16 protein-coding genes are annotated in these 18,021 nt (G+C 53.3%); 10 read left to right on the top strand and 6 right to left on the bottom strand.

Annotated features, from left to right (window positions below; all coding sequences use genetic code 11):
- Window positions 1-144 precede the first annotated feature (144 nt).
- Complete coding sequence (locus KDD30_RS01535; RefSeq protein WP_211649433.1) at window positions 145-993, top strand: potassium channel family protein; 849 nt, start codon at window positions 145-147, stop codon at window positions 991-993.
- Between the two features lie 16 nt (window positions 994-1,009).
- On the opposite strand, the gene KDD30_RS01530 is transcribed toward KDD30_RS01535, so the two are convergent.
- The gene (locus tag KDD30_RS01530) at window positions 1,010-2,527 is read right to left on the bottom strand and encodes an inorganic triphosphatase (protein WP_211647069.1); all 1,518 of its coding nucleotides are present in this window, start codon (window positions 2,525-2,527) and stop codon (window positions 1,010-1,012) included.
- A gap of 450 nt (window positions 2,528-2,977) precedes the next feature.
- Here KDD30_RS01530 and KDD30_RS01525 point away from each other — a divergent pair, with 450 nt between their 5' ends.
- The 3 genes from KDD30_RS01525 (at window position 2,978) to KDD30_RS01515 (ending at window position 5,725) form a co-directional block, all read left to right on the top strand.
- Complete coding sequence (locus KDD30_RS01525; RefSeq protein WP_211647068.1) at window positions 2,978-3,658, top strand: TIGR00153 family protein; 681 nt, start codon at window positions 2,978-2,980, stop codon at window positions 3,656-3,658.
- A 30-nt stretch (window positions 3,659-3,688) separates the two neighbouring features.
- Window positions 3,689-4,957 carry an inorganic phosphate transporter gene (locus tag KDD30_RS01520; protein WP_211647067.1) on the top strand — a complete coding sequence of 423 codons (1,269 nt, stop codon included), beginning with the start codon at window positions 3,689-3,691 and terminating at the stop codon, window positions 4,955-4,957.
- A gap of 192 nt (window positions 4,958-5,149) precedes the next feature.
- Window positions 5,150-5,725: a TIGR04211 family SH3 domain-containing protein gene (locus tag KDD30_RS01515; RefSeq protein WP_249199258.1), complete on the top strand. Its 576-nt coding sequence runs from the start codon at window positions 5,150-5,152 to the stop codon at window positions 5,723-5,725.
- Window positions 5,726-5,814: 89 nt separating this feature from the next.
- On the opposite strand, the gene KDD30_RS01510 is transcribed toward KDD30_RS01515, so the two are convergent.
- On the bottom strand, window positions 5,815-8,082 hold the full coding sequence (locus tag KDD30_RS01510) for an AAA family ATPase (protein WP_211647065.1): 2,268 nt from the start codon (window positions 8,080-8,082) through the stop codon (window positions 5,815-5,817).
- Between the two features lie 102 nt (window positions 8,083-8,184).
- Here KDD30_RS01510 and KDD30_RS01505 point away from each other — a divergent pair, with 102 nt between their 5' ends.
- Entirely contained in the window at window positions 8,185-9,405 is a 1,221-nt protein-coding gene (locus tag KDD30_RS01505) for a multifunctional CCA addition/repair protein (protein ID WP_211647064.1), read from the top strand.
- Window positions 9,406-9,519: 114 nt separating this feature from the next.
- On the opposite strand, the gene KDD30_RS01500 is transcribed toward KDD30_RS01505, so the two are convergent.
- The 3 genes from KDD30_RS01500 to folB all read right to left on the bottom strand — a co-directional run bounded on the left by KDD30_RS01500 (window position 9,520) and on the right by folB (window position 11,261).
- On the bottom strand, window positions 9,520-10,326 hold the full coding sequence (locus KDD30_RS01500; RefSeq protein WP_211647063.1) for an undecaprenyl-diphosphate phosphatase: 807 nt from the start codon (window positions 10,324-10,326) through the stop codon (window positions 9,520-9,522).
- A gap of 103 nt (window positions 10,327-10,429) precedes the next feature.
- Window positions 10,430-10,912 carry a 2-amino-4-hydroxy-6-hydroxymethyldihydropteridine diphosphokinase gene (gene folK, locus KDD30_RS01495; protein WP_211647062.1) on the bottom strand — a complete coding sequence of 161 codons (483 nt, stop codon included), beginning with the start codon at window positions 10,910-10,912 and terminating at the stop codon, window positions 10,430-10,432.
- Window positions 10,905-11,261 carry a dihydroneopterin aldolase gene (gene folB / locus KDD30_RS01490; RefSeq protein WP_211647061.1) on the bottom strand — a complete coding sequence of 119 codons (357 nt, stop codon included), beginning with the start codon at window positions 11,259-11,261 and terminating at the stop codon, window positions 10,905-10,907. The genes folK and folB overlap by 8 nt, the downstream gene beginning before the upstream one ends.
- 237 nt (window positions 11,262-11,498) lie before the next feature.
- On the opposite strand from folB, the gene plsY reads away from it, so the two are divergent.
- Window positions 11,499-12,098, top strand: coding sequence for a glycerol-3-phosphate 1-O-acyltransferase PlsY (gene plsY / locus KDD30_RS01485; RefSeq protein WP_211647060.1), 600 nt, complete (start codon window positions 11,499-11,501; stop codon window positions 12,096-12,098).
- Window positions 12,099-12,154: 56 nt separating this feature from the next.
- On the opposite strand, the gene tsaD is transcribed toward plsY, so the two are convergent.
- Window positions 12,155-13,174: a tRNA (adenosine(37)-N6)-threonylcarbamoyltransferase complex transferase subunit TsaD gene (gene tsaD / locus KDD30_RS01480; RefSeq protein WP_211647059.1), complete on the bottom strand. Its 1,020-nt coding sequence runs from the start codon at window positions 13,172-13,174 to the stop codon at window positions 12,155-12,157.
- 228 nt (window positions 13,175-13,402) lie between these two features.
- Here tsaD and rpsU point away from each other — a divergent pair, with 228 nt between their 5' ends.
- The 4 genes from rpsU to rpoD all read left to right on the top strand — a co-directional run bounded on the left by rpsU (window position 13,403) and on the right by rpoD (window position 17,879).
- Window positions 13,403-13,618, top strand: a complete 216-nt coding sequence (gene rpsU, locus KDD30_RS01475) for a 30S ribosomal protein S21 (RefSeq protein WP_002537656.1) — start codon at window positions 13,403-13,405, stop codon at window positions 13,616-13,618.
- A 24-nt stretch (window positions 13,619-13,642) separates the two neighbouring features.
- On the top strand, window positions 13,643-14,086 hold the full coding sequence (locus tag KDD30_RS01470) for a GatB/YqeY domain-containing protein (protein WP_211647058.1): 444 nt from the start codon (window positions 13,643-13,645) through the stop codon (window positions 14,084-14,086).
- A 95-nt stretch (window positions 14,087-14,181) separates the two neighbouring features.
- Window positions 14,182-15,939, top strand: coding sequence for a DNA primase (gene dnaG / locus KDD30_RS01465; protein WP_211647057.1), 1,758 nt, complete (start codon window positions 14,182-14,184; stop codon window positions 15,937-15,939).
- A 92-nt stretch (window positions 15,940-16,031) separates the two neighbouring features.
- Entirely contained in the window at window positions 16,032-17,879 is a 1,848-nt protein-coding gene (rpoD, locus tag KDD30_RS01460) for an RNA polymerase sigma factor RpoD (RefSeq protein ID WP_211647056.1), read from the top strand.
- The last annotated feature ends 142 nt before the right edge of the window (window positions 17,880-18,021 follow it).

Raw genomic sequence — 18,021 nt, 5'->3', positions numbered from 1 at the left:
AGTCTCTGCACTGCAACGGTACCCGAAAGTGTGCATTCACACGCAACAACACACTTGCATTTTCCTGAGTAACACCAGTAAATTCAGAGAGCTCGCAGTAATTTTGTATCTTATATGCCTGTCATGAATAACTAAAATGGAATGATGAAAAATATCGACGGTGTCAAACATGAACTAAACCCGATGAGTCTGGTTGCACTCGTGCTTTCGTTTATCTCGCTGGCGCTGGTCACCAGTTTGTTCTTTATCCCACGCGACGACCGGGTTTATTCGCTTTTTATCACCATCGATACCCTGATCTGTCTGGTGTTCTGGCTACAGCTGACAGCGGATCTGATTCGGAGTCAGGACAAGCGCGCCTTCCTGAAAACCCACTGGCCGGATTATCTGGCCAGCATCCCCATTATTGAGCCATTACGGTTTATGCGAGTCGTTCAGATCTTCCGGGTGATCCGGTTGCTCCGATCCGGTCAGCAGGTGCTGCAGCATGTACTCACCTACCGCCGGGAAGCGACGATCGCCACCATTGTGTTGCTGCTCACTGTACTGGTTACCGTCGGCTCCTCCTTGATCCTTATCATTGAAAGTAAAGATCCGGCGGCAAATATTCACAGTGCGGATGATGCGCTGTGGTGGGTTTTTGTGACGATTTCAACCGTGGGTTACGGCGATCATTATCCGGTAACCACGCTGGGGAAATTACTGGCAGCGGTCATTATTACCTGTGGTGTGGGCCTGTTTGGTATGGTCGCGGGCCTGATTAGTTCTTTTATTTCTGAGCCGGGTAAACATAAACAGGCGACCCCCGTGGCCGATCAGCAGCATTTCGAACAACTGCTTCAGAGCCAGCAAAAGCTACTGACTCGAATCGATGCGCTGGAGCGCAAACTGGACAGAGCGGCACGCGAAAAACAGCAACAAAAAACGCCCGCCACATCGTCCTCGGATTCCGGGACAACGCAGACAGGGCGTTCAGATTCAGAGCCGGATTAATCATACCGACGTTGGCTTAAGGCCAGTAAGGTTGTTGCGTCAGTCCAATCTGACGGCTTTGATCCATGGCGTGCAGCAGAGAATCTTCCTTGCGGTGCAACCATTTATCGATTTGTTTCCGATCATCTTCATCGTCAAATTCAGGCTGAAGTACGCGGATCGGTTCCAGCTGTTTCAGATCTTCCATCCCCTGCAGAATATCCAGCCAGGGACTGCGGAATGCTTCGCGGCGCTCCGCGTCATACAGCGACGCAAAACACAAACCACCGACCAGATTTCGTAACAGGCGCGGTTGTTGATCCAAATAATCGGCCCGGCTCAGGCTACGCTTTTCACTGAACGCTTCACCGAGTTCTTCCCAGGCTTTGGCCAGAGAGTTATCCGCAAACGACTTGGCCGACGCCGCCAGCTTGTCCCGTGCTTTCTCATCCAGAAATGGCTGCCAGCCACGACTTAACAGCCAATTACTGAGATTCAGCAGCAAATTACAGTAGCGGCTGGAATTGAATAAACGCAGCACTGCCTCGCTATCCGGCAAATCTTTGTGCTGCGCTTTCAGCATTTTCACCAGCGGTTTGCGGGCATTGAGTTTTTTCAGGGCGTGGCCTTTTTCAGCCAGCCAGCGATCCAGCGCTCCTGCCTCTTCCAGCCAGTCCAGCTCGCCTTCCAGCCATGTCAGTTCCTGACGCAACTGCGCGCTGGCCCGGCGTGGAATCATGGCCCCGAAGACCACCAAAGTCTGACGGATCAGGGAAATGGCATGACGAATTTCAATCAGGGCTTCTAATGGCTGTCGCTCAACATAAATCTGCTCATGGTCGTGCCAGTGAGCCAGGGCATATTCAAGCGAGACCATCAGGGCGCGTTCCGCAGACGCATCCCCAGGCAGCATCACATCAGACAACGGATGGACATTATCTCCGGGATAGTCAGCCGCCAGGCGATAACCGCGGGCAGCTTTGCTCAGGTTTCCAAGCCGCATACCGCCTTCATCACAGAGATCGCGAGCCAGTGTAAACAGCGCATCGGTCTGTCCGGATTTCAGTTCCAGCTCCACTTCGCAAATCGGCTCGCTCCGCTCGCCTGCACGCACTTCTCCCTGATCAAAAGCCAGTTCAATCTGGCTGCCGTCCGGCATGGCAATCAGCCACTGCTGGCGTTCAAAATCAGTCGAAAAGAGAGGGGCGATCTGGCTGGATATAGAAGCAATGTCGAAATGCTCCGGCCAGGCATCTGCAGGATGTAAGGATAAGTCCGGCTGAGAGCCATTGAGTTCAGCATTGTACTCCGGGCGCTGGTGCAGACCGGCAACAACGCGTCCTGCTGTTTTGAGGGTCTGTATGTAGACATCATCAATCCGGCGCACCCGAAGGCCGATATCATGCTGACGAAGAATTTGCTCAGGGGTGTCAAAGTAAATGTTACCCAGTCGTTTACTGCTTTGCTGCAAAATCTTGGCTTGCGCAATTTTCCGCAATAAATGACTCGAAAAGTCCGCTGAGACGAAAAACTTCAGTTCTATCTCGGTTTCCATAATTGTCCCTATAAACGGTAGCCAGCCAAGGATATTTGCTTATCCTGCCGGGAGCAAGCAGGAAATCTCCCGAAATCGCCCTACAAAATGTGTTTCCCTGTACTAAGTTATACGTTAACATGCGCGCCATAGGGCCTGTTGACCTTTGGACTATTTGTTCTGTTCAGTGCTGGATAAAGCGCTAATCAAGGCACGAATCATGGAGTTTAGTGCGTCTAAATAAATGATGAGTAACGCAGTGAAGCGCTCGTTCAGTTCAGGACCTGAACTGTGACGACTATGATCGCTTCTTCGACGTCATTCAGGCTTTTGTTTTGCGACACCCCTCCTGCTTTCTGCTGCCACATCGGCTTATTGCTGATGTCCCGAACAAGTCTCCAACGTGTAACAAGCTCAGATTCATCGCTCAAGATTTCGCCTTTATCACAGGTATCTTTAGGTTGATCGGCTATGCCAGTAAATACAATTATGGGGCTCTTTGCGAAATCCCCAATCAAACCGTTGCAACGCCACGTCACTCGTGTGAATGAATGTTGTGAACTGCTTGTCCCGTTTTTTGAAGCGTGCCACGCCAAAGAGTGGGAAAAAGCCGGACAGTACCGTGAGCAAATCTCGCAGCTTGAAAAAGATGCAGATGTGCTGAAACGTGAAATCCGCCTGAAGCTTCCCCGCGGTCTGTTCATGCCAGTCGACCGGACTGACATGCTGGACCTTCTGACCCAGCAGGATAAACTTGCCAACCTCGCCAAGGATATCGCAGGGCGCGTCTACGGACGCCAGTTAGACATCCCTGAGAACCTTTACGCAGACTTTCTCGCCTATGTTCAACGTTGCCTTGATGCCGCAAATCAGGCCAGCCGTGTCATTCACGAATTGGATGAACTGCTGGAAACCGGTTTCAAAGGCCGCGAAGTCACGTTGGTTGCTGAAATGATCAACCAACTTGATGTGATCGAAGATGATACTGACAGCATGCAGGTCACCCTGCGGCAGCAGTTACGCAAGGTCGAAGACCAATACAACCCAGTCGACGTGATGTTTATGTACAAAATCCTCGAGTGGATTGGTGGTATTGCGGATCAGGCGCAACGCGTCGGTTCACGACTTGAAATTATGCTATCCCGCTCGTAACGAGCAAGAGTAAATACACAAGGTTTTACAATGGAAATCCTGGCTAATTATGGCACCGTGATTATCATGGTGGCGGCCCTCTTTGGCTTTCTTATGGCGATTGGTATCGGTGCCAACGATGTCGCAAACGCAATGGGTACCTCAGTCGGCTCGAAAGCACTGACCGTGAAACAGGCGATCATCATCGCGATGATCTTTGAGTTCGCCGGTGCTTATCTGGCAGGCGGCGAAGTCACCGAAACGATTCGGAAAGGGGTGATTGAGACCTCTTACTATTCGGCACAACCTGAAATTCTGGTGTACGGCATGATGTCGGCACTGCTGGCTGCTGGCTGTTGGCTGTTGCTAGCCTCCTACATGGGCTGGCCGGTTTCGACCACACACTCCATCATCGGTGCCATCATCGGTTTTGCCTGCGTGTCTGTCGGAACAGAAGCTGTCGACTGGGGGTCAGTACAGGGCATCGTGGGCAGCTGGATCGTCACGCCACTGATCTCGGGTATTTTTGCCTATGTCATCTTTATCAGTGCGCAGCGATTGATTTTCGATACAGATAATCCGCTGATCAACGCCAAACGTTTTGTGCCTGTTTATATGTTTATCACCGCGATGGTGATCGCGCTGGTGACCATTAAGAAAGGTCTGAAGCACGTAGGCCTGCATCTGAGCAACACGGAAGCCTGGGCGGCTTCAATCGTGGTGTCTCTGATTGTGATGGGTTTCGGTTATCTTTATATTCAGCGCAATTATAAAGACGCAGAGCAATCTGTCGGGAACAATGGCTATGCGGGCGTTGAGCGCGTATTCAGCTTGCTGATGGTCGTCACGGCCTGTGCGATGGCTTTCGCTCACGGTTCAAACGACGTCGCCAATGCGATTGGTCCGCTGTCTGCCGTTGTTTCCACTGTTGAGCATATGGGCGAGCTGGCTGAGAAAGCGACCATTGCCTGGTGGATTCTGCCGCTGGGCGGCTTCGGTATCGTTGTCGGTCTGGCGACCATGGGCCACAAAGTGATGGCCACCGTGGGTACCGGAATTACAGAACTGACGCCTAGCCGTGGTTTTGCTGCACAGCTGGCAACCGCCTCAACCGTTGTGCTGGCATCGGGCACAGGCCTGCCGATTTCCACCACACAAACACTGGTGGGTGCAGTTCTGGGTGTGGGCTTCGCCCGCGGTATCGCAGCACTGAATCTAGGCGTTGTCCGTAACATCGTGGCATCCTGGATCATCACCCTGCCTGCAGGTGCGCTGCTGTCAGTCATTTTCTTCTACGTAATGCAAGCGGCTTTTGGCTGATTTCAGTCAACCTTCAGTCAACTTTGCCAAAAAGTAGCACAAGGTCAAAAGAGGGAGGCTATGCCTCCCTCTTCTCTTGCGCAAAAGACGCAAAATTTTTAGTATCTGTGCTCCAACGATTAACCAAGCTCCTTCAAGGATCCCAGAGTGAAGCAACTTTTCCGCTTAGTTTTTGCCGCTGTCGCCGTGCTGATGGTCGCTCAGGTACACGCTCAGCAGGTGCGTTACATCTCCGATGACTTGTTTACTTACATGCATCGCGGACCAAGTACGCAATACAGAATTTTAGGCAGCGTCGATGCCGGCACCAAAGTCACCGTGCTGGAAACCAACAGAGAATCAGGTTTCACGAAGGTTTTAGATGACCGTGGTCGTACCGGCTGGGTGAACAGTGATTTCATTTCCAATCAGGTTGGCCTGAAAGAACGCCTGCCGAAGCTTGAAAAAGAATTGAGTGAAGTGAAAAAAGCACTGGCCAATGCCAAACAATCCAGTGACGAGCGCAATGCGACGCTTCAGTCTTCTCTGGAAAGCCGCACAGAGCAGATCACCGATCTGGAAAACCGAAATTCCAGCCTGAATGAACAACTGTCGACCACACAGGCTGAAATCCGTGAACTGCGCGCCAAGCTGGATACGCAAGCGGACGACCTGCTGATGAAGTGGTTCACTTACGGCGGTATGGTTGCCGGTGGTGGCCTGCTGTTTGGTCTGGTTCTGCCACACCTGATCCCGCGCCGCAAAAAGCGCAACAACGGCTGGGCATAACCCCCCGTCAACGGAACCCGTATTCCGACACAGAAAAATGGCAGCCAAGGCTGCCATTTTTGTTGCTGTCCGTTTTGCCTCTCGAATTTTTAGCCAGCAGGCCACTGCGACAGTGCAGCCATTTCAAAGCGCTGGTTTCGGAAGTCCAGCACCACTTTTCTCGGGCCAATCTGCTCCAGAATCAACCCCGGTGCGATTTCGTCCCCTTCATAAGCTTCTCGGCCATTGACCTTAATCCAGCGGCTGTTCGCGCTGGAAGAATAGATATGTGTTTGCAGATCAATCGCGGGTAACTGCTTTTGCAGTCGTACCGGTAATTGCTCAACACTCATCAGCCCATCGTCCACCGGGGCTTGTGTTTCATCCCGGGCTGATTTTTCCAGCATTTGTGAATCAATCAGGGAAGGTCCCTGACCTTTGGGCTGCTCCGTGGCCGAAATCGCCTGATGGAGCCGGCTGGCCAGTTCTGGCGATAACTCCGACAGATCCAGATTATCCAGATCCCAGCTGCTGTCCCGAGCGCTGTCATATTCCACAGGTGTTTCAGCCAGTTCAGGCCACTGATCATCCGGGGTGCTGTCCGACGCTCTTCGCTCAGGCTGTGCATCGCCAGACGGTGAATAACCAGTCTGAATCAGATCAGGTAATGCCTCTGTCGTGAGCTTGGGCATCGGCAGGAAAGCGACCGGCCCCAGCTCATGTGCAGGCTCGGCTTCGGTACGATACTGCTGATGCAGGACCGGACCGGGCAAGGCCAGCGCGGTATCCAGCACCATCAGGGTCATCGGTCCGGCAATCCCGTCCGGATACAGGCCCTGTGCCCGCTGGAACCGGCGAAGTTTTTCCAGCACATCCTGATCAAACTGACGGCTGACACCACCGGACTCTCCCAGAAGGCGGTTGAGCTGGCGATCCAGCCAGGCGACACGCGACCCCTGCTGACCATAGCGAATACTGCTGCTCTCGCCCATCGGGGGTCGCCACATCAGGGTATATTGCTGTTGCCAGCGAGCCTGAAGCCAGGCCCGGCTGACCCGAACCCGCTCGTCACCCAGCATCAGTTCGGCTTCACCGGGCCACAGTGCATACAAAACGGCGTAATCGGTGGTGCCGTCCTCAAGGGTCAGCGGCAGCACAGCAGGCCGGTTAATCTGGCTCAGTTCGGCCAGATCCCCTTCCCGCGCCTGACAGACCAGCCCGATTCGCTGACTGCTGAGGCAATTGGCCAGATTCGGGGTGACATCATATCCCCACAACTGGTACAAACGCTGCATCGCGCCCCGCTCATCCGGCTGCATCGCCAGTAATTGCTGCCAGCGTTTTTCCTGCTCGGCCGACGCTCGCGCCGCAAGTACTTCCGCGGAAGGAGCCGTTTCGCCGGACTCGAGATCCACAACAGCCGGTGCCTGAATCACCACGCCCAGCTTGTTTTCCGTCAGCCAGCCCGCACCATAATAGCCGCTGGCCACCAGCACAGGCGCCAGCAATCCGGCAATGATCCACTTCAGATGCCGCTTTCCGGCCACTGGTGCGCTCACCGGCTGCGGGACAGCCCAACCCAGAGCAAGCTCACTGGCCTGCCGGATGTGCTCCGGTGCGATTTGCTGACGACTGTCCCTGCAGGCAAGCTGCATGGCTTTGTCACACACCAGATTGATCTGACGTGGAATGCCATGACACACCCGGGCCAGCGTTTTCAGTGCGGCAGGCGTAAAGACAGGTTGCGCGCATCCCACCTGCTCCAGCCTGAAACGGACATAAGCAGCCACTTCTGTTTCTGTCAGAGGTAACAGGTGATAGCGTGACGTGATCCGCTGTGCCAGTTGCCGTAAACCCGGCTGCTGCAGCAACTGCTGCAATTCCGGCTGACCCACCAGCACCACTTTCAGCAGTTTGCGCTGATCAGTTTCCAGATTGGTCAGTAGCCGCAGTTGCTCCAGCACATCCGGCAGCAGGTGCTGCGCCTCATCCACCAACAACAGCGTATGCTTGCCCGCCTGGTCATTCTGTTTGAGATGCGCATACAAGCGGTCGGTCAAGGCTTTATAGCTGTCTTTCGGCGAAGCCGGTAATCCCAGTTCATCGCAGATGCTTTCCAGCAATTCGTGCGCCGACAGCGCCGGGTTCAGCACCACAGCCACCTGAGTGTCTTCACCTAACTTGGAGAGCAGCGCCCGCAACACTGTGGTTTTGCCCGTCCCGACTTCACCGGTCAGCAGTCCGAAACCGCCGCCGTCCGCCAGTCCGGCCAGCATATGATTGAGTGCTTCCCGATGACGATCACTGAGAAAAAGAAAGCGTGCACTGGGCACAATTGAAAAAGGGGCTTCGGTCAGGCCAAAAAATGCCGTGTACATGTCTTCGTCCGGGATGAAGTAAAATAACTGAGATACATTAGCGTTCGTGACACCGATTGTATACCCTTCGGACGCAAGACTGACAAAGACGAGGAGAGAATCGTGGAAATATATCTTGTGGGCGGCGCTGTGCGGGACAAGCTGTTAAATCTGCCCGTCAAAGATAAAGACTGGGTGGTCGTCGGCGCCACACCACAGCAGATGCTGGAACAGGGATTCAGCCAGGTCGGCAGTGATTTTCCCGTTTTTCTGCATCCGAAATCCAAAGAAGAATACGCCTTAGCCCGCACGGAGCGGAAAGCTGGCAAAGGCTACACAGGTTTTGAATGCTATGCGGCGCCGGAAGTCACCCTAGAGCAGGATCTGATGCGCCGGGATTTAACCATCAACGCCATCGCTGAAGCAGACGACGGAACGCTGATCGACCCCTATCACGGCCAGCGCGATCTGGAAAAGCGTCAATTACGTCATGTCTCCCCGGCATTCGTTGAGGATCCTTTACGAGTCTTGCGTGTGGCACGATTTGCGGCCCGCTTTGCACCGCAGGGGTTTACGGTCGCACCGGAAACCCTGTCGCTGATGCAGGAAATGGTTGCCGAGGGTGAGCTGGAAGCCCTGACCCCGGAGCGTGTCTGGCAGGAATGGGAGCGTGCCCTGAACACCGCCCGGCCCGATATCTTCCTGACGGTTCTGCGCCAGTGTGGTGCGCTGGCCGTGGTGATGCCAGAAATTGATGCCCTGTTTGGCGTCCCGCAACCAGCCAAATGGCATCCGGAAATCGATACCGGCGTGCACACCCTGATGGTTGCTTATCAGGCGTCTTTGCTCAGCACGGATCCGGTGATTCGTTTTTGTGCCCAAGTCCACGATCTCGGCAAAGCCTTGTCACCGGTCGAGGAACTGCCCAGTCATAAACTGCATTGCCAGCTGGGGCTGGATGTGATTCGCAATCTGTGCCAGCGGCTGCGGATCCCCAATCATTACCGGGATGCCGCCTTAATGGTCTGCGCCCAGCACACCAAGATCCACAAAGCCGATGAGCTGCGTCCGGCCACGTTCATCAAAATCTTCGACCAGATCGATGCCTGGCGAAAACCAGAACGAGTGACACAGCTGGCCCTGTGCTGTCGGGCAGATGTCCGGGGCCGGACAGGCTTTGAAAACGATCCATACCCGCAGGCAGATGTGCTGCTGGCTGTCTTTGCAGCGGCTCAGGCCGTGGCAGTCCAGCCCATTGTCGAGGCCGGATATCAGGGCGCAGCCATCAAGGAACAACTGGCCATACGCCGCACCGAGGCTGCCGCACACGTTTTGGGACACTAGATAGACTCCCCTGCTGAATGTTTGCCAGCTCATGATGGCATGAACCAATCCTGATCTCCGCGTACAAAAAAGCCGGCACATGTCCGGCTTTCATCTCAAAGGGTCAAATCAGATTCACTGCTGGCTCAGCAGGAAAGCCATCAGACCAAAGCCCAGTAACAGCCGGTAAATGACAAACGGCAGCATACCCAGCCGGGTCACCAGCTTCAGGAAGACGTGAATACAGGCATAGGCACTGACAAAAGAGGCCGCCACACCGATGCCCAGACCGCCAAGATCAATCGGTGCCGGGCTTTCCACCAGCTTGGTGCCCAGATAGGTCCCCGCCAGCACGATAATTGGAATCGACATCAGGAACGAAAACCTGGCTGCCGCTTCACGGGTGAAGCCCAGATACAGTGCCGCCGTCATGGTGGCCCCAGAGCGGGAAGTGCCCGGAATCATGGCTGCAGCCTGCGCCAGACCGATATACAGGGAACGTTTCGGATCAGCTGCGTATTCATCCATATTCTGCGGTGCCCGGCGATCCACCCACCACAACAGCAGACCAAAAACGATCGTCGTGATCGCAATCACCCAGGCTGAACGCAGGTAATGCTCAATAATGTCGGCCATGAAAAAGCCGAACACACAGGCCGGAATCGTTGCCAGTACAATCATCCAGGCCAGTGAGGCTTCCCGGCAACATTTACCGGTAATCAGCGAACGGCCCCAGGCCACCAGCAAGGCGACGACTTCTTTACGAAAATACAGCACGACGGCCGCCAACGTCCCCACATGGACCGCAACATCAAACGCCATACCCTGATCCGCCCAGCCGAGAACCTGAGACGGCAGGATCAAATGTGCCGAACTGGAGATCGGTAAAAACTCCGTTAAGCCTTGGATCAATGCCAACATGAACGCTTCAAAATGACTCATTGTTTTCCTTTCTTTTCTTCAGGTCTGTGACCTTTGGTGTTTGATCGTCAACGGATTGACCGCAGCTGACGCAGTCAGTTCCGGCAGCAAAGACAATTCCGGGTCAAAACTTGATGACAACCGGCCGAAGCACCTGCGGGTGATCAAATTCCCGCCAGATCTCTGCCACGGTTCTGCCATCGCCGGGAATCACCTGTTCAGGACAGAGCTCCATCAGCGGCTGCAAGACAAATGCAAACTTATAAATATCATCACGGGGAAGCACAGGCGTATCCGTTCGGATCAGATCGCCATACAGCAACAGATCCAAATCCAGCGTCCGGCTCTGATTTTTAGGGGCGTCCGGTAAACGGCCATACTTGCGTTCCAGTGTTTTCAGTTGTGCCTGCAATGCATCCGGCGACAGTTTGGTCTTAAATGCTGCAACACAATTCAAAAAGCTCGGCCCGTCGAAACCCACCGGCTCCGCTTCGAAGATCTGCGATAACCGAAATTCAGCCCCCAGGCGTTTCAGCTCAGCAACGGCCGCGCGTACCGAGTACTCACGGTCAAGATTACTGCCGATGCTGATATAAACCTCAGTCACGCTGTCCCCGTTGAATCACCACACCCACACCACGCGCATTTGGTACAGCGCCCGGCTTGGTCACTTTCACCTGAATCCAAGGCACATTGAATCGGTTCATGATCAGGCTGGCGACTTCTTCTGCCACGCGCTCAACCAATAAAAAGCGTCCCTGTTCGACAAAGTCGGTTACGGTTTGGCTGACCGCCGCATAGTCCAGTGCCAGATTTACATCGTCAGCCAGCGCGGCGGGCTGGTTGTTGTGAGCCATTTCCAGATCCAACACCAGCTTCTGCTTAATTTCCTGTTCCCAGTCGTACACGCCAATCGAGGCAATGACGTCCAGATGTTCGATAAATACTGAATCCATGTTCCATCGCTAATTTGTTGAGAGGTCGGATACCCAATGTGAGCAAAAGTGCGTATTATCGGGACATTGTTGTCACTTTTCATGACATAAGCGCTGCCCGGCGTTTAAAACACGCCAGGCCGCTGAAAGCTGATGCACTATACCACAGCTGTTCTCAAGAATGTCATCAGACGTGACACGTCACGAACACCGAATTGATCCGGATGACGACGCCGTCACGGATCCACAGGAGCCGCTATGACACCGCTGGTGCTGCTGATCATTATTGCTGCCTATCTGCTGGGATCGATCTCCAGTGCTGTCTTGATCTGCCGCCTGTTCCGATTACCGGATCCCCGTGACAGCGGCTCAGGAAATCCCGGAGCCACCAACGTGCTGCGTATCGGTGGCCGGGGCGCCGCTGCTATGGTGCTGGTCTGCGATATTCTGAAAGGCATGTTGCCGGTCTGGATCAGTTACTTTCTTGGAATCAATCCGTTCTTACTGGGGATCATCGGGATCGCCGCCTGTCTGGGACATATCTACCCGATTTTCTTTCATTTTCGGGGCGGGAAAGGCGTGGCGACTGCCTTGGGCGCACTCGCGCCGATAGGCTGGGATTTAAGCGGAATGTTGATTGGGACCTGGGTGATCGTGGCGCTCGTCTGTGGCTATTCTTCGCTGGCTTCGATGATCACAGCACTGCTGGCTCCGATGTTTACCTGGTGGGTCAAACCACAGTACACCATGCCGGTGGCGATGCTCTCCTGCCTGATTATCCTGCGACATCACGAGAATGTACGCCGGTTACTCGACGGCAAAGAATATAAAATCTGGCATAAATTTCTGCCGAAATAAGCTCAGCGTTCAGCCCGAATCCCGGATTCAGACAGAGCACTGAGCTCGGCAAGGGGTTAGCCGCGGAGCGGTTTCAGGGTATCAATCGGCCAGCGCGGGTGGGCTTTCACGCCCAGATCCATGATTTCCTGATTTTTCAGACGCTGCATACCCGCATACGCAATCATCGCACCATTATCGGTACAGAACTCAGTGCGCGGATAAAAGACTTCGCCACCCAGTTTTTCCATCATGACTTCCAGTTCGGCGCGCAGGTGCTTGTTCGCACTCACACCGCCAGCAATCACCAGGCGTTTAAAACCGGTTTCTTTTAGCGCACGCTTACATTTAATCGCCAGCGTATCGACCACGGCTTCCTGAAACGCATAAGCAATGTCAGCACGGGTCTGGTCATCATCACCGTTCGCACGAATCGTATTCGCAGCAAAGGTCTTCAGACCGGAGAAGCTGAAATCCATCCCCGGACGGTCTGTCATCGGACGCGGGAACGTAAAGCGCCCTGCTGTGCCCTGGTCGGCCAGTTTTGATAACAAAGGCCCGCCCGGATAATCCAGCCCCATCAGTTTGGCGGTTTTATCAAAGGCTTCACCGGCCGCATCATCAATCGATTCGCCCAAAATGCGGTATTCACCAATGCCCTTCACTTCCACCATCATGGTGTGACCACCGGAAACCAGCAATGCCACAAACGGAAATTCAGGTGGATTATCTTCCAGCATCGGAGCCAGCAAGTGGCCTTCCATATGGTGTACTGCCACTGCAGGCAGGTTCCAGGCATAAGCCAGGCTGCGGCCAATGGTCGCGCCAACCAGCAGTGCGCCCACCAGTCCCGGACCGGCTGTGTAGGCTACACCGTCCAGATCCGCCGGGGTTAATCCGGCATCAGCCAGTGCCTGCTTAATCAACGGAATAGTTTTTTTGACATGGTCCCGTGAGGCCAGCTCTGGCACGACACCGCCATAATCGGCGTGCAATTTCACTTGGCTGTACAACTCATGAGCCAGCAGGCCTTTTTCGTCATCGTAAATCGCTACGCCTGTTTCATCACAGGACGTTTCGATGCCCAGGATACGCATATCAACCTCTATACTTAATACGGACTAACACTCGGTGCAGCACCGATGCCGTTAGCCGGTGCGGAACGTCGGACGGGCATGTTACCGCTGTTGACAGAATTTCACCAGTTCTGACATGCAGAATACTTTACAAACGGCCCCGGATCAGATTAGAATTTCGCACCATTTTTAATCAGCTGATAATTTTGATCATCAGCGTTAACCGAATCACTCTGAGGTGAGTATTACATGCCAGTAGTCAAAGTACGTGAAAACGAACCGTTCGACGTAGCTCTACGTCGTTTTAAGCGCTCTTGCGAGAAAGCAGGTATCCTTTCTGAAGTTCGCCGTCGTGAGCACTTCGAAAAGCCAACAACTGTACGTAAGCGCGCTAAAGCAGCGGCAGTTAAGCGTCACCTGAAAAAATTGGCTCGCGAAAACGCACGTCGCGTTCGTCTGTACTAATTTACAGAGAACAAGGACAGCGTCATGGCCCTAATCGAAAGTATTAAGAACGAACAGAAAACCGCTATGAAGGCGAAGGATAAAGCCCGTCTGGGTGCTATCCGTCTGGTTCTGGCTGCCATCAAACAACGTGAAGTCGACGAGAAGATCACTCTGACCGACGACGACATCGTGGCAGTACTAACGAAAATGGTGAAACAGCGTCGTGATTCTGTAGCTCAGTATGAAGCTGCAGGTCGTCAGGATCTGGCCGATGTTGAGCTTGCTGAAATTACCGTGCTGGAAGAATTCATGCCTCAGCCTCTGAGCGACGACGAAGTTGCCGCTCTGCTGGACGCAGCGATTACCAGCACTGGTGCCAGCAGCATGCAAGACATGGGTAAACTGATGGCTGTGCTCAAACCACAGCTGCAGGGCCGCGCCGATATGGGAAAAGTTAGCCAACTGGTGAAAGCCAAACTCGGCTAAAACTGCCCCAGCTCTACAGCAAGCCGTGCTATCCTACCGGGAATGCGCGGCTTGTTTGTATTTCTCCCGATCAAATTTCAGGTAATGCTCATTGTATGGCAGGAAAGATCCCTCGTTCATTCATCGATGACCTCATCTCACGACATGACATCGTTGATGTGATTGATGCGCGGGTGAAGCTCAAGAAGCAAGGCAAAAACTATGGTGCCTGCTGCCCTTTCCACAATGAGAAAACCCCTTCTTTTTCTGTCAGCCCCGAAAAGCAATTCTATTATTGCTTCGGTTGCGGCGCCAAAGGCAATGTCCTCGACTTTGTCATGGAGTTTGACCGTCTCGAATTTGTTGAAGCGGTTGAAGATCTGGCCTCACAGCTCGGTCTGGAAGTACCTCGTGAACAAGGTGGGAGCGGCCAGAGTGCAGCCAAGCGACAGGAAAAACAAAGTCTTTATGACCTGATGGGTCAGGTCGCCCAATACTATCAGTCCCTGTTACGTCAGCAAGACGCTCAGGTTGCCATTGAGTATTTAAAAGGGCGCGGCTTGTCAGGTGAGATCGTCAAACAATTCGGCATTGGTTATGTGCCGGATCAATGGGATCAGGTCCGCAACCGCTTCGGCAGAACCGAGCAGGCGCAGCAGGATCTGGTCAGTGCTGGCATGCTGATCGAAAACGATCAGGGCCGGCGCTATGACCGCTTCCGGGGTCGGATCATGTTCCCGATCCATGATCGTCGCGGCCGGGTGATCGCATTCGGCGGACGGGTACTGGGCGACGGAACCCCGAAATATCTCAACTCACCGGAAACCCCGATTTTCCATAAGGGGCGTGAGTTGTATGGCTTGTATCAGGTGATGCAGACCTATCGGGAACCTGAGCGCGTCTTAGTCGTCGAAGGCTATATGGACGTTGTCGCCCTGGCGCAATATGGCGTCGACTATGCGGTGGCATCCCTGGGAACCTCGACGACAGGCGATCATATTCAGCATCTGTTCCGGCAGACCGGCACCGTGGTGTGCTGTTATGACGGCGACCGGGCCGGACGGGACGCAGCCTGGCGGGCGATGGAACAGGCACTGCCCTATCTGAATGATGGCCGCCAACTGAAATTTATGTTCCTGCCCGACGGCGAAGATCCGGATAGTTATGTCCGTCAATTCGGAAAGGAAGCTTTCGAGCAGCAAATCAGCGACGCCATGACGCTCTCTGATTTTCTGTTCTCGACCCTGATGCAACAGGTGGATACCAGCAGCCGGGAAGGCAAAGCCAAGCTCAGTACGCTGGCGGTTCCCCTGATTGACAAAGTACCGGGCGGAACGCTGCGACTATACTTACGGAAAGTTTTAGGGCAAAAGCTGGGTCTACCTGATGAGGAGCAACTCAGACAGCTGATCAGCGAACATGGCGACAACAAACCGGTGCGTGTGTCGCAGCCGACCATCAAGCGAACGCCTATGCGGGTGGCCATTGCGCTGCTGCTGCAAAATCCGGGGTTTGCCGACGGGATGGAACTGAACACGGCCGATTTTGCCGGCATAGAACTGGCCGGATTAAAATTATTACTGACAATAGTTGATAAATGTCGACTTCGTCCCAATATCACTACCGGACAGTTGCTTGAAGATTGGCGAGAGACAGAACAAGGCGCTCTGATGGCCCGGCTTGCCACCTGGGACATGCCTCTCGGCAATGACGAAGATAGTTTACACACTGTATTTCTAGACGCGATGGATAAAGTTATCGATCAATGCGTCACACAACAAATTGAGAAGTTGCAGGCTAAATCGAACACTGTCGGCTTATCAGTCGAAGAAAAGCGGGAACTCCAGCTATTGCTGTTCAATCGTCCCGACTAAAAAGTAGTCAACAATTCTGACATTTGTTATAATTACTGGTTTGCATTTCTGCATTCTTTTTTCTCACTCAGACCCTAAGTTGGATATCGTCTATGGAGCAAAATCCGCAGTCACAGCTAAAGTTGCTTGTTGCCAAAGGCAAGGAGCAAGGTTATCTGACCTATGCCGAAGTTAATGACCACCTGCCAGAAGACATTGTTGACTCTGATCAGGTCGAAGACATTATTCAGATGATCAACGACATGGGTATTAAGGTAGTGGAAACTGCCCCTGATGCCGATGAACTCATGATGACTGAAGATAATGCCGATGAAGACGCCATCGAAGCAGCGGCGCAGGCATTATCAAGCGTTGAAAGCGAAATTGGCCGTACCACTGACCCGGTTCGCATGTACATGCGTGAAATGGGAACGGTTGAGCTGCTGACCCGCGAAGGCGAAATCGACATCGCAAAACGCATCGAAGATGGTATCAATCAGGTTCAGTGTTCCGTTGCTGAATACCCATCAGCAATCTCTTATCTGCTTGAACAATTTGATAAAGTTGAAGCAGAAGAACTGCGTTTGACTGATATCATTTCTGGCTTTGTTGACCCGAACGAAGAAGAAACGTCTGCGCCAACGGCGACACACATTGGCTCCGAGCTGAGTGAGTCCGATCTTGAAGACGAAGACAAAGATCTTGAAGACGACGATGACGACTCAAGCGATAGCGATGAAGACGACGGCAGCATTGATCCGGAAGTCGCACGCGAGAAGTTCAAAGAACTGCGTGTTTCTTATGAGCGTATGGCTGCTGCCATTGATAAAAATGGTCGTCATCATGCCGATACCGAAGTGGCCATTGGTGAGCTGTCTGAAATCTTCAAACAGTTCCGTCTGATCCCAAAACAGTTTGACCGTCTGGTCAGCTCGCTGCGCGATTCTATGGATAAAGTTCGTACCAACGAACGCCTGATCATGCGTATGTGTGTCGACAACAGCAAGATGCCGAAGAAAACCTTCGTTCAGCTGTTCAGCGGTAACGAATCTTCTTCTGCGTGGATTGACGAAGCACTGAATTCTGGCAAACCTTACGCAGAACGTCTGAAAAACTACGAAGAAGATCTGCGTCGTGCAACGACCAAACTGCGTATGCTGGAAGACGAAACCGGCCTGTCGATTGAGCGAATCAAAGACATCAGCCGTCGCATGTCCATTGGTGAGGCCAAGGCCCGTCGCGCCAAGAAAGAAATGGTTGAGGCCAACCTGCGTCTGGTGATTTCGATTGCGAAGAAATACACCAACCGTGGCCTGCAATTCCTGGATCTGATTCAGGAAGGGAACATTGGTCTGATGAAAGCGGTCGACAAGTTCGAATACCGCCGTGGTTACAAGTTCTCCACTTACGCAACCTGGTGGATCCGTCAGGCAATCACCCGTTCAATCGCGGACCAGGCACGAACCATTCGTATCCCGGTTCACATGATTGAAACCATCAACAAACTGAACCGTATCTCACGTCAGATGCTTCAGGAGATGGGTCGTGAGCCACTGCCGGAAGAACTGGCAGAGCGCATGCAAATGCCGGAAGACAAGATCCGTAAAGTGCTGAAGATTGCCAAAGAGCCAATCTCGATGGAAACCCCAATCGGTGATGATGAAGATTCACATCTGGGCGATTTCATTGAAGATACCACGCTGCAACTGCCGATGGACTCTGCCACTGCAACCAACCTGCGTATGGCGACCAACGAAGTACTGGCTGGCCTGACGCCACGTGAAGCCAAGGTTCTGCGGATGCGTTTTGGTATCGACATGAACACGGACCACACGCTGGAAGAAGTCGGCAAGCAGTTCGACGTTACCCGTGAGCGTATCCGTCAGATCGAAGCCAAAGCCCTGCGTAAACTGCGCCACCCAAGCCGTTCCGACGTGCTGCGCAGCTTCCTGGACGAGTAAGCCGGTTCTCGGTCAATCAAACATGACAAAGCGGGCATCATTGCCCGCTTTTTCTTGGCCAGTGTATCGGTGGGACTCAGCTCACAACCCTTGCCACACAAGGGCTCAACAGGCATTTAACTGCCTAAGAAACAAACAAAAG

The organism is Photobacterium sp. GJ3, assembly GCF_018199995.1.
In the GTDB taxonomy this organism is placed as follows: Bacteria; Pseudomonadota; Gammaproteobacteria; order Enterobacterales; family Vibrionaceae; genus Photobacterium.
This window is presented reverse-complemented; position numbering and strand designations above follow the sequence as displayed.

Bases quoted from the DNA above. Each gene is read 5' to 3' on its own strand.
- KDD30_RS01535 (WP_211649433.1), top strand. From the start codon at position 145: ATGAAAAATATCGACGGTGTCAAACATGAACTAAACCCGATGAGTCTG.
- KDD30_RS01530 (WP_211647069.1), bottom strand. From the start codon at position 2,527: ATGGAAACCGAGATAGAACTGAAGTTTTTCGTCTCAGCGGACTTTTCG.
- KDD30_RS01525 (WP_211647068.1), top strand. From the start codon at position 2,978: ATGCCAGTAAATACAATTATGGGGCTCTTTGCGAAATCCCCAATCAAA.
- KDD30_RS01520 (WP_211647067.1), top strand. From the start codon at position 3,689: ATGGAAATCCTGGCTAATTATGGCACCGTGATTATCATGGTGGCGGCC.
- KDD30_RS01515 (WP_249199258.1), top strand. From the start codon at position 5,150: ATGGTCGCTCAGGTACACGCTCAGCAGGTGCGTTACATCTCCGATGAC.
- KDD30_RS01510 (WP_211647065.1), bottom strand. From the start codon at position 8,082: ATGTACACGGCATTTTTTGGCCTGACCGAAGCCCCTTTTTCAATTGTG.
- KDD30_RS01500 (WP_211647063.1), bottom strand. From the start codon at position 10,326: ATGAGTCATTTTGAAGCGTTCATGTTGGCATTGATCCAAGGCTTAACG.
- folB (WP_211647061.1), bottom strand. From the start codon at position 11,261: ATGGATTCAGTATTTATCGAACATCTGGACGTCATTGCCTCGATTGGC.
- plsY (WP_211647060.1), top strand. From the start codon at position 11,499: ATGACACCGCTGGTGCTGCTGATCATTATTGCTGCCTATCTGCTGGGA.
- tsaD (WP_211647059.1), bottom strand. From the start codon at position 13,174: ATGCGTATCCTGGGCATCGAAACGTCCTGTGATGAAACAGGCGTAGCG.
- rpsU (WP_002537656.1), top strand. From the start codon at position 13,403: ATGCCAGTAGTCAAAGTACGTGAAAACGAACCGTTCGACGTAGCTCTA.
- KDD30_RS01470 (WP_211647058.1), top strand. From the start codon at position 13,643: ATGGCCCTAATCGAAAGTATTAAGAACGAACAGAAAACCGCTATGAAG.
- dnaG (WP_211647057.1), top strand. From the start codon at position 14,182: ATGGCAGGAAAGATCCCTCGTTCATTCATCGATGACCTCATCTCACGA.
- rpoD (WP_211647056.1), top strand. From the start codon at position 16,032: ATGGAGCAAAATCCGCAGTCACAGCTAAAGTTGCTTGTTGCCAAAGGC.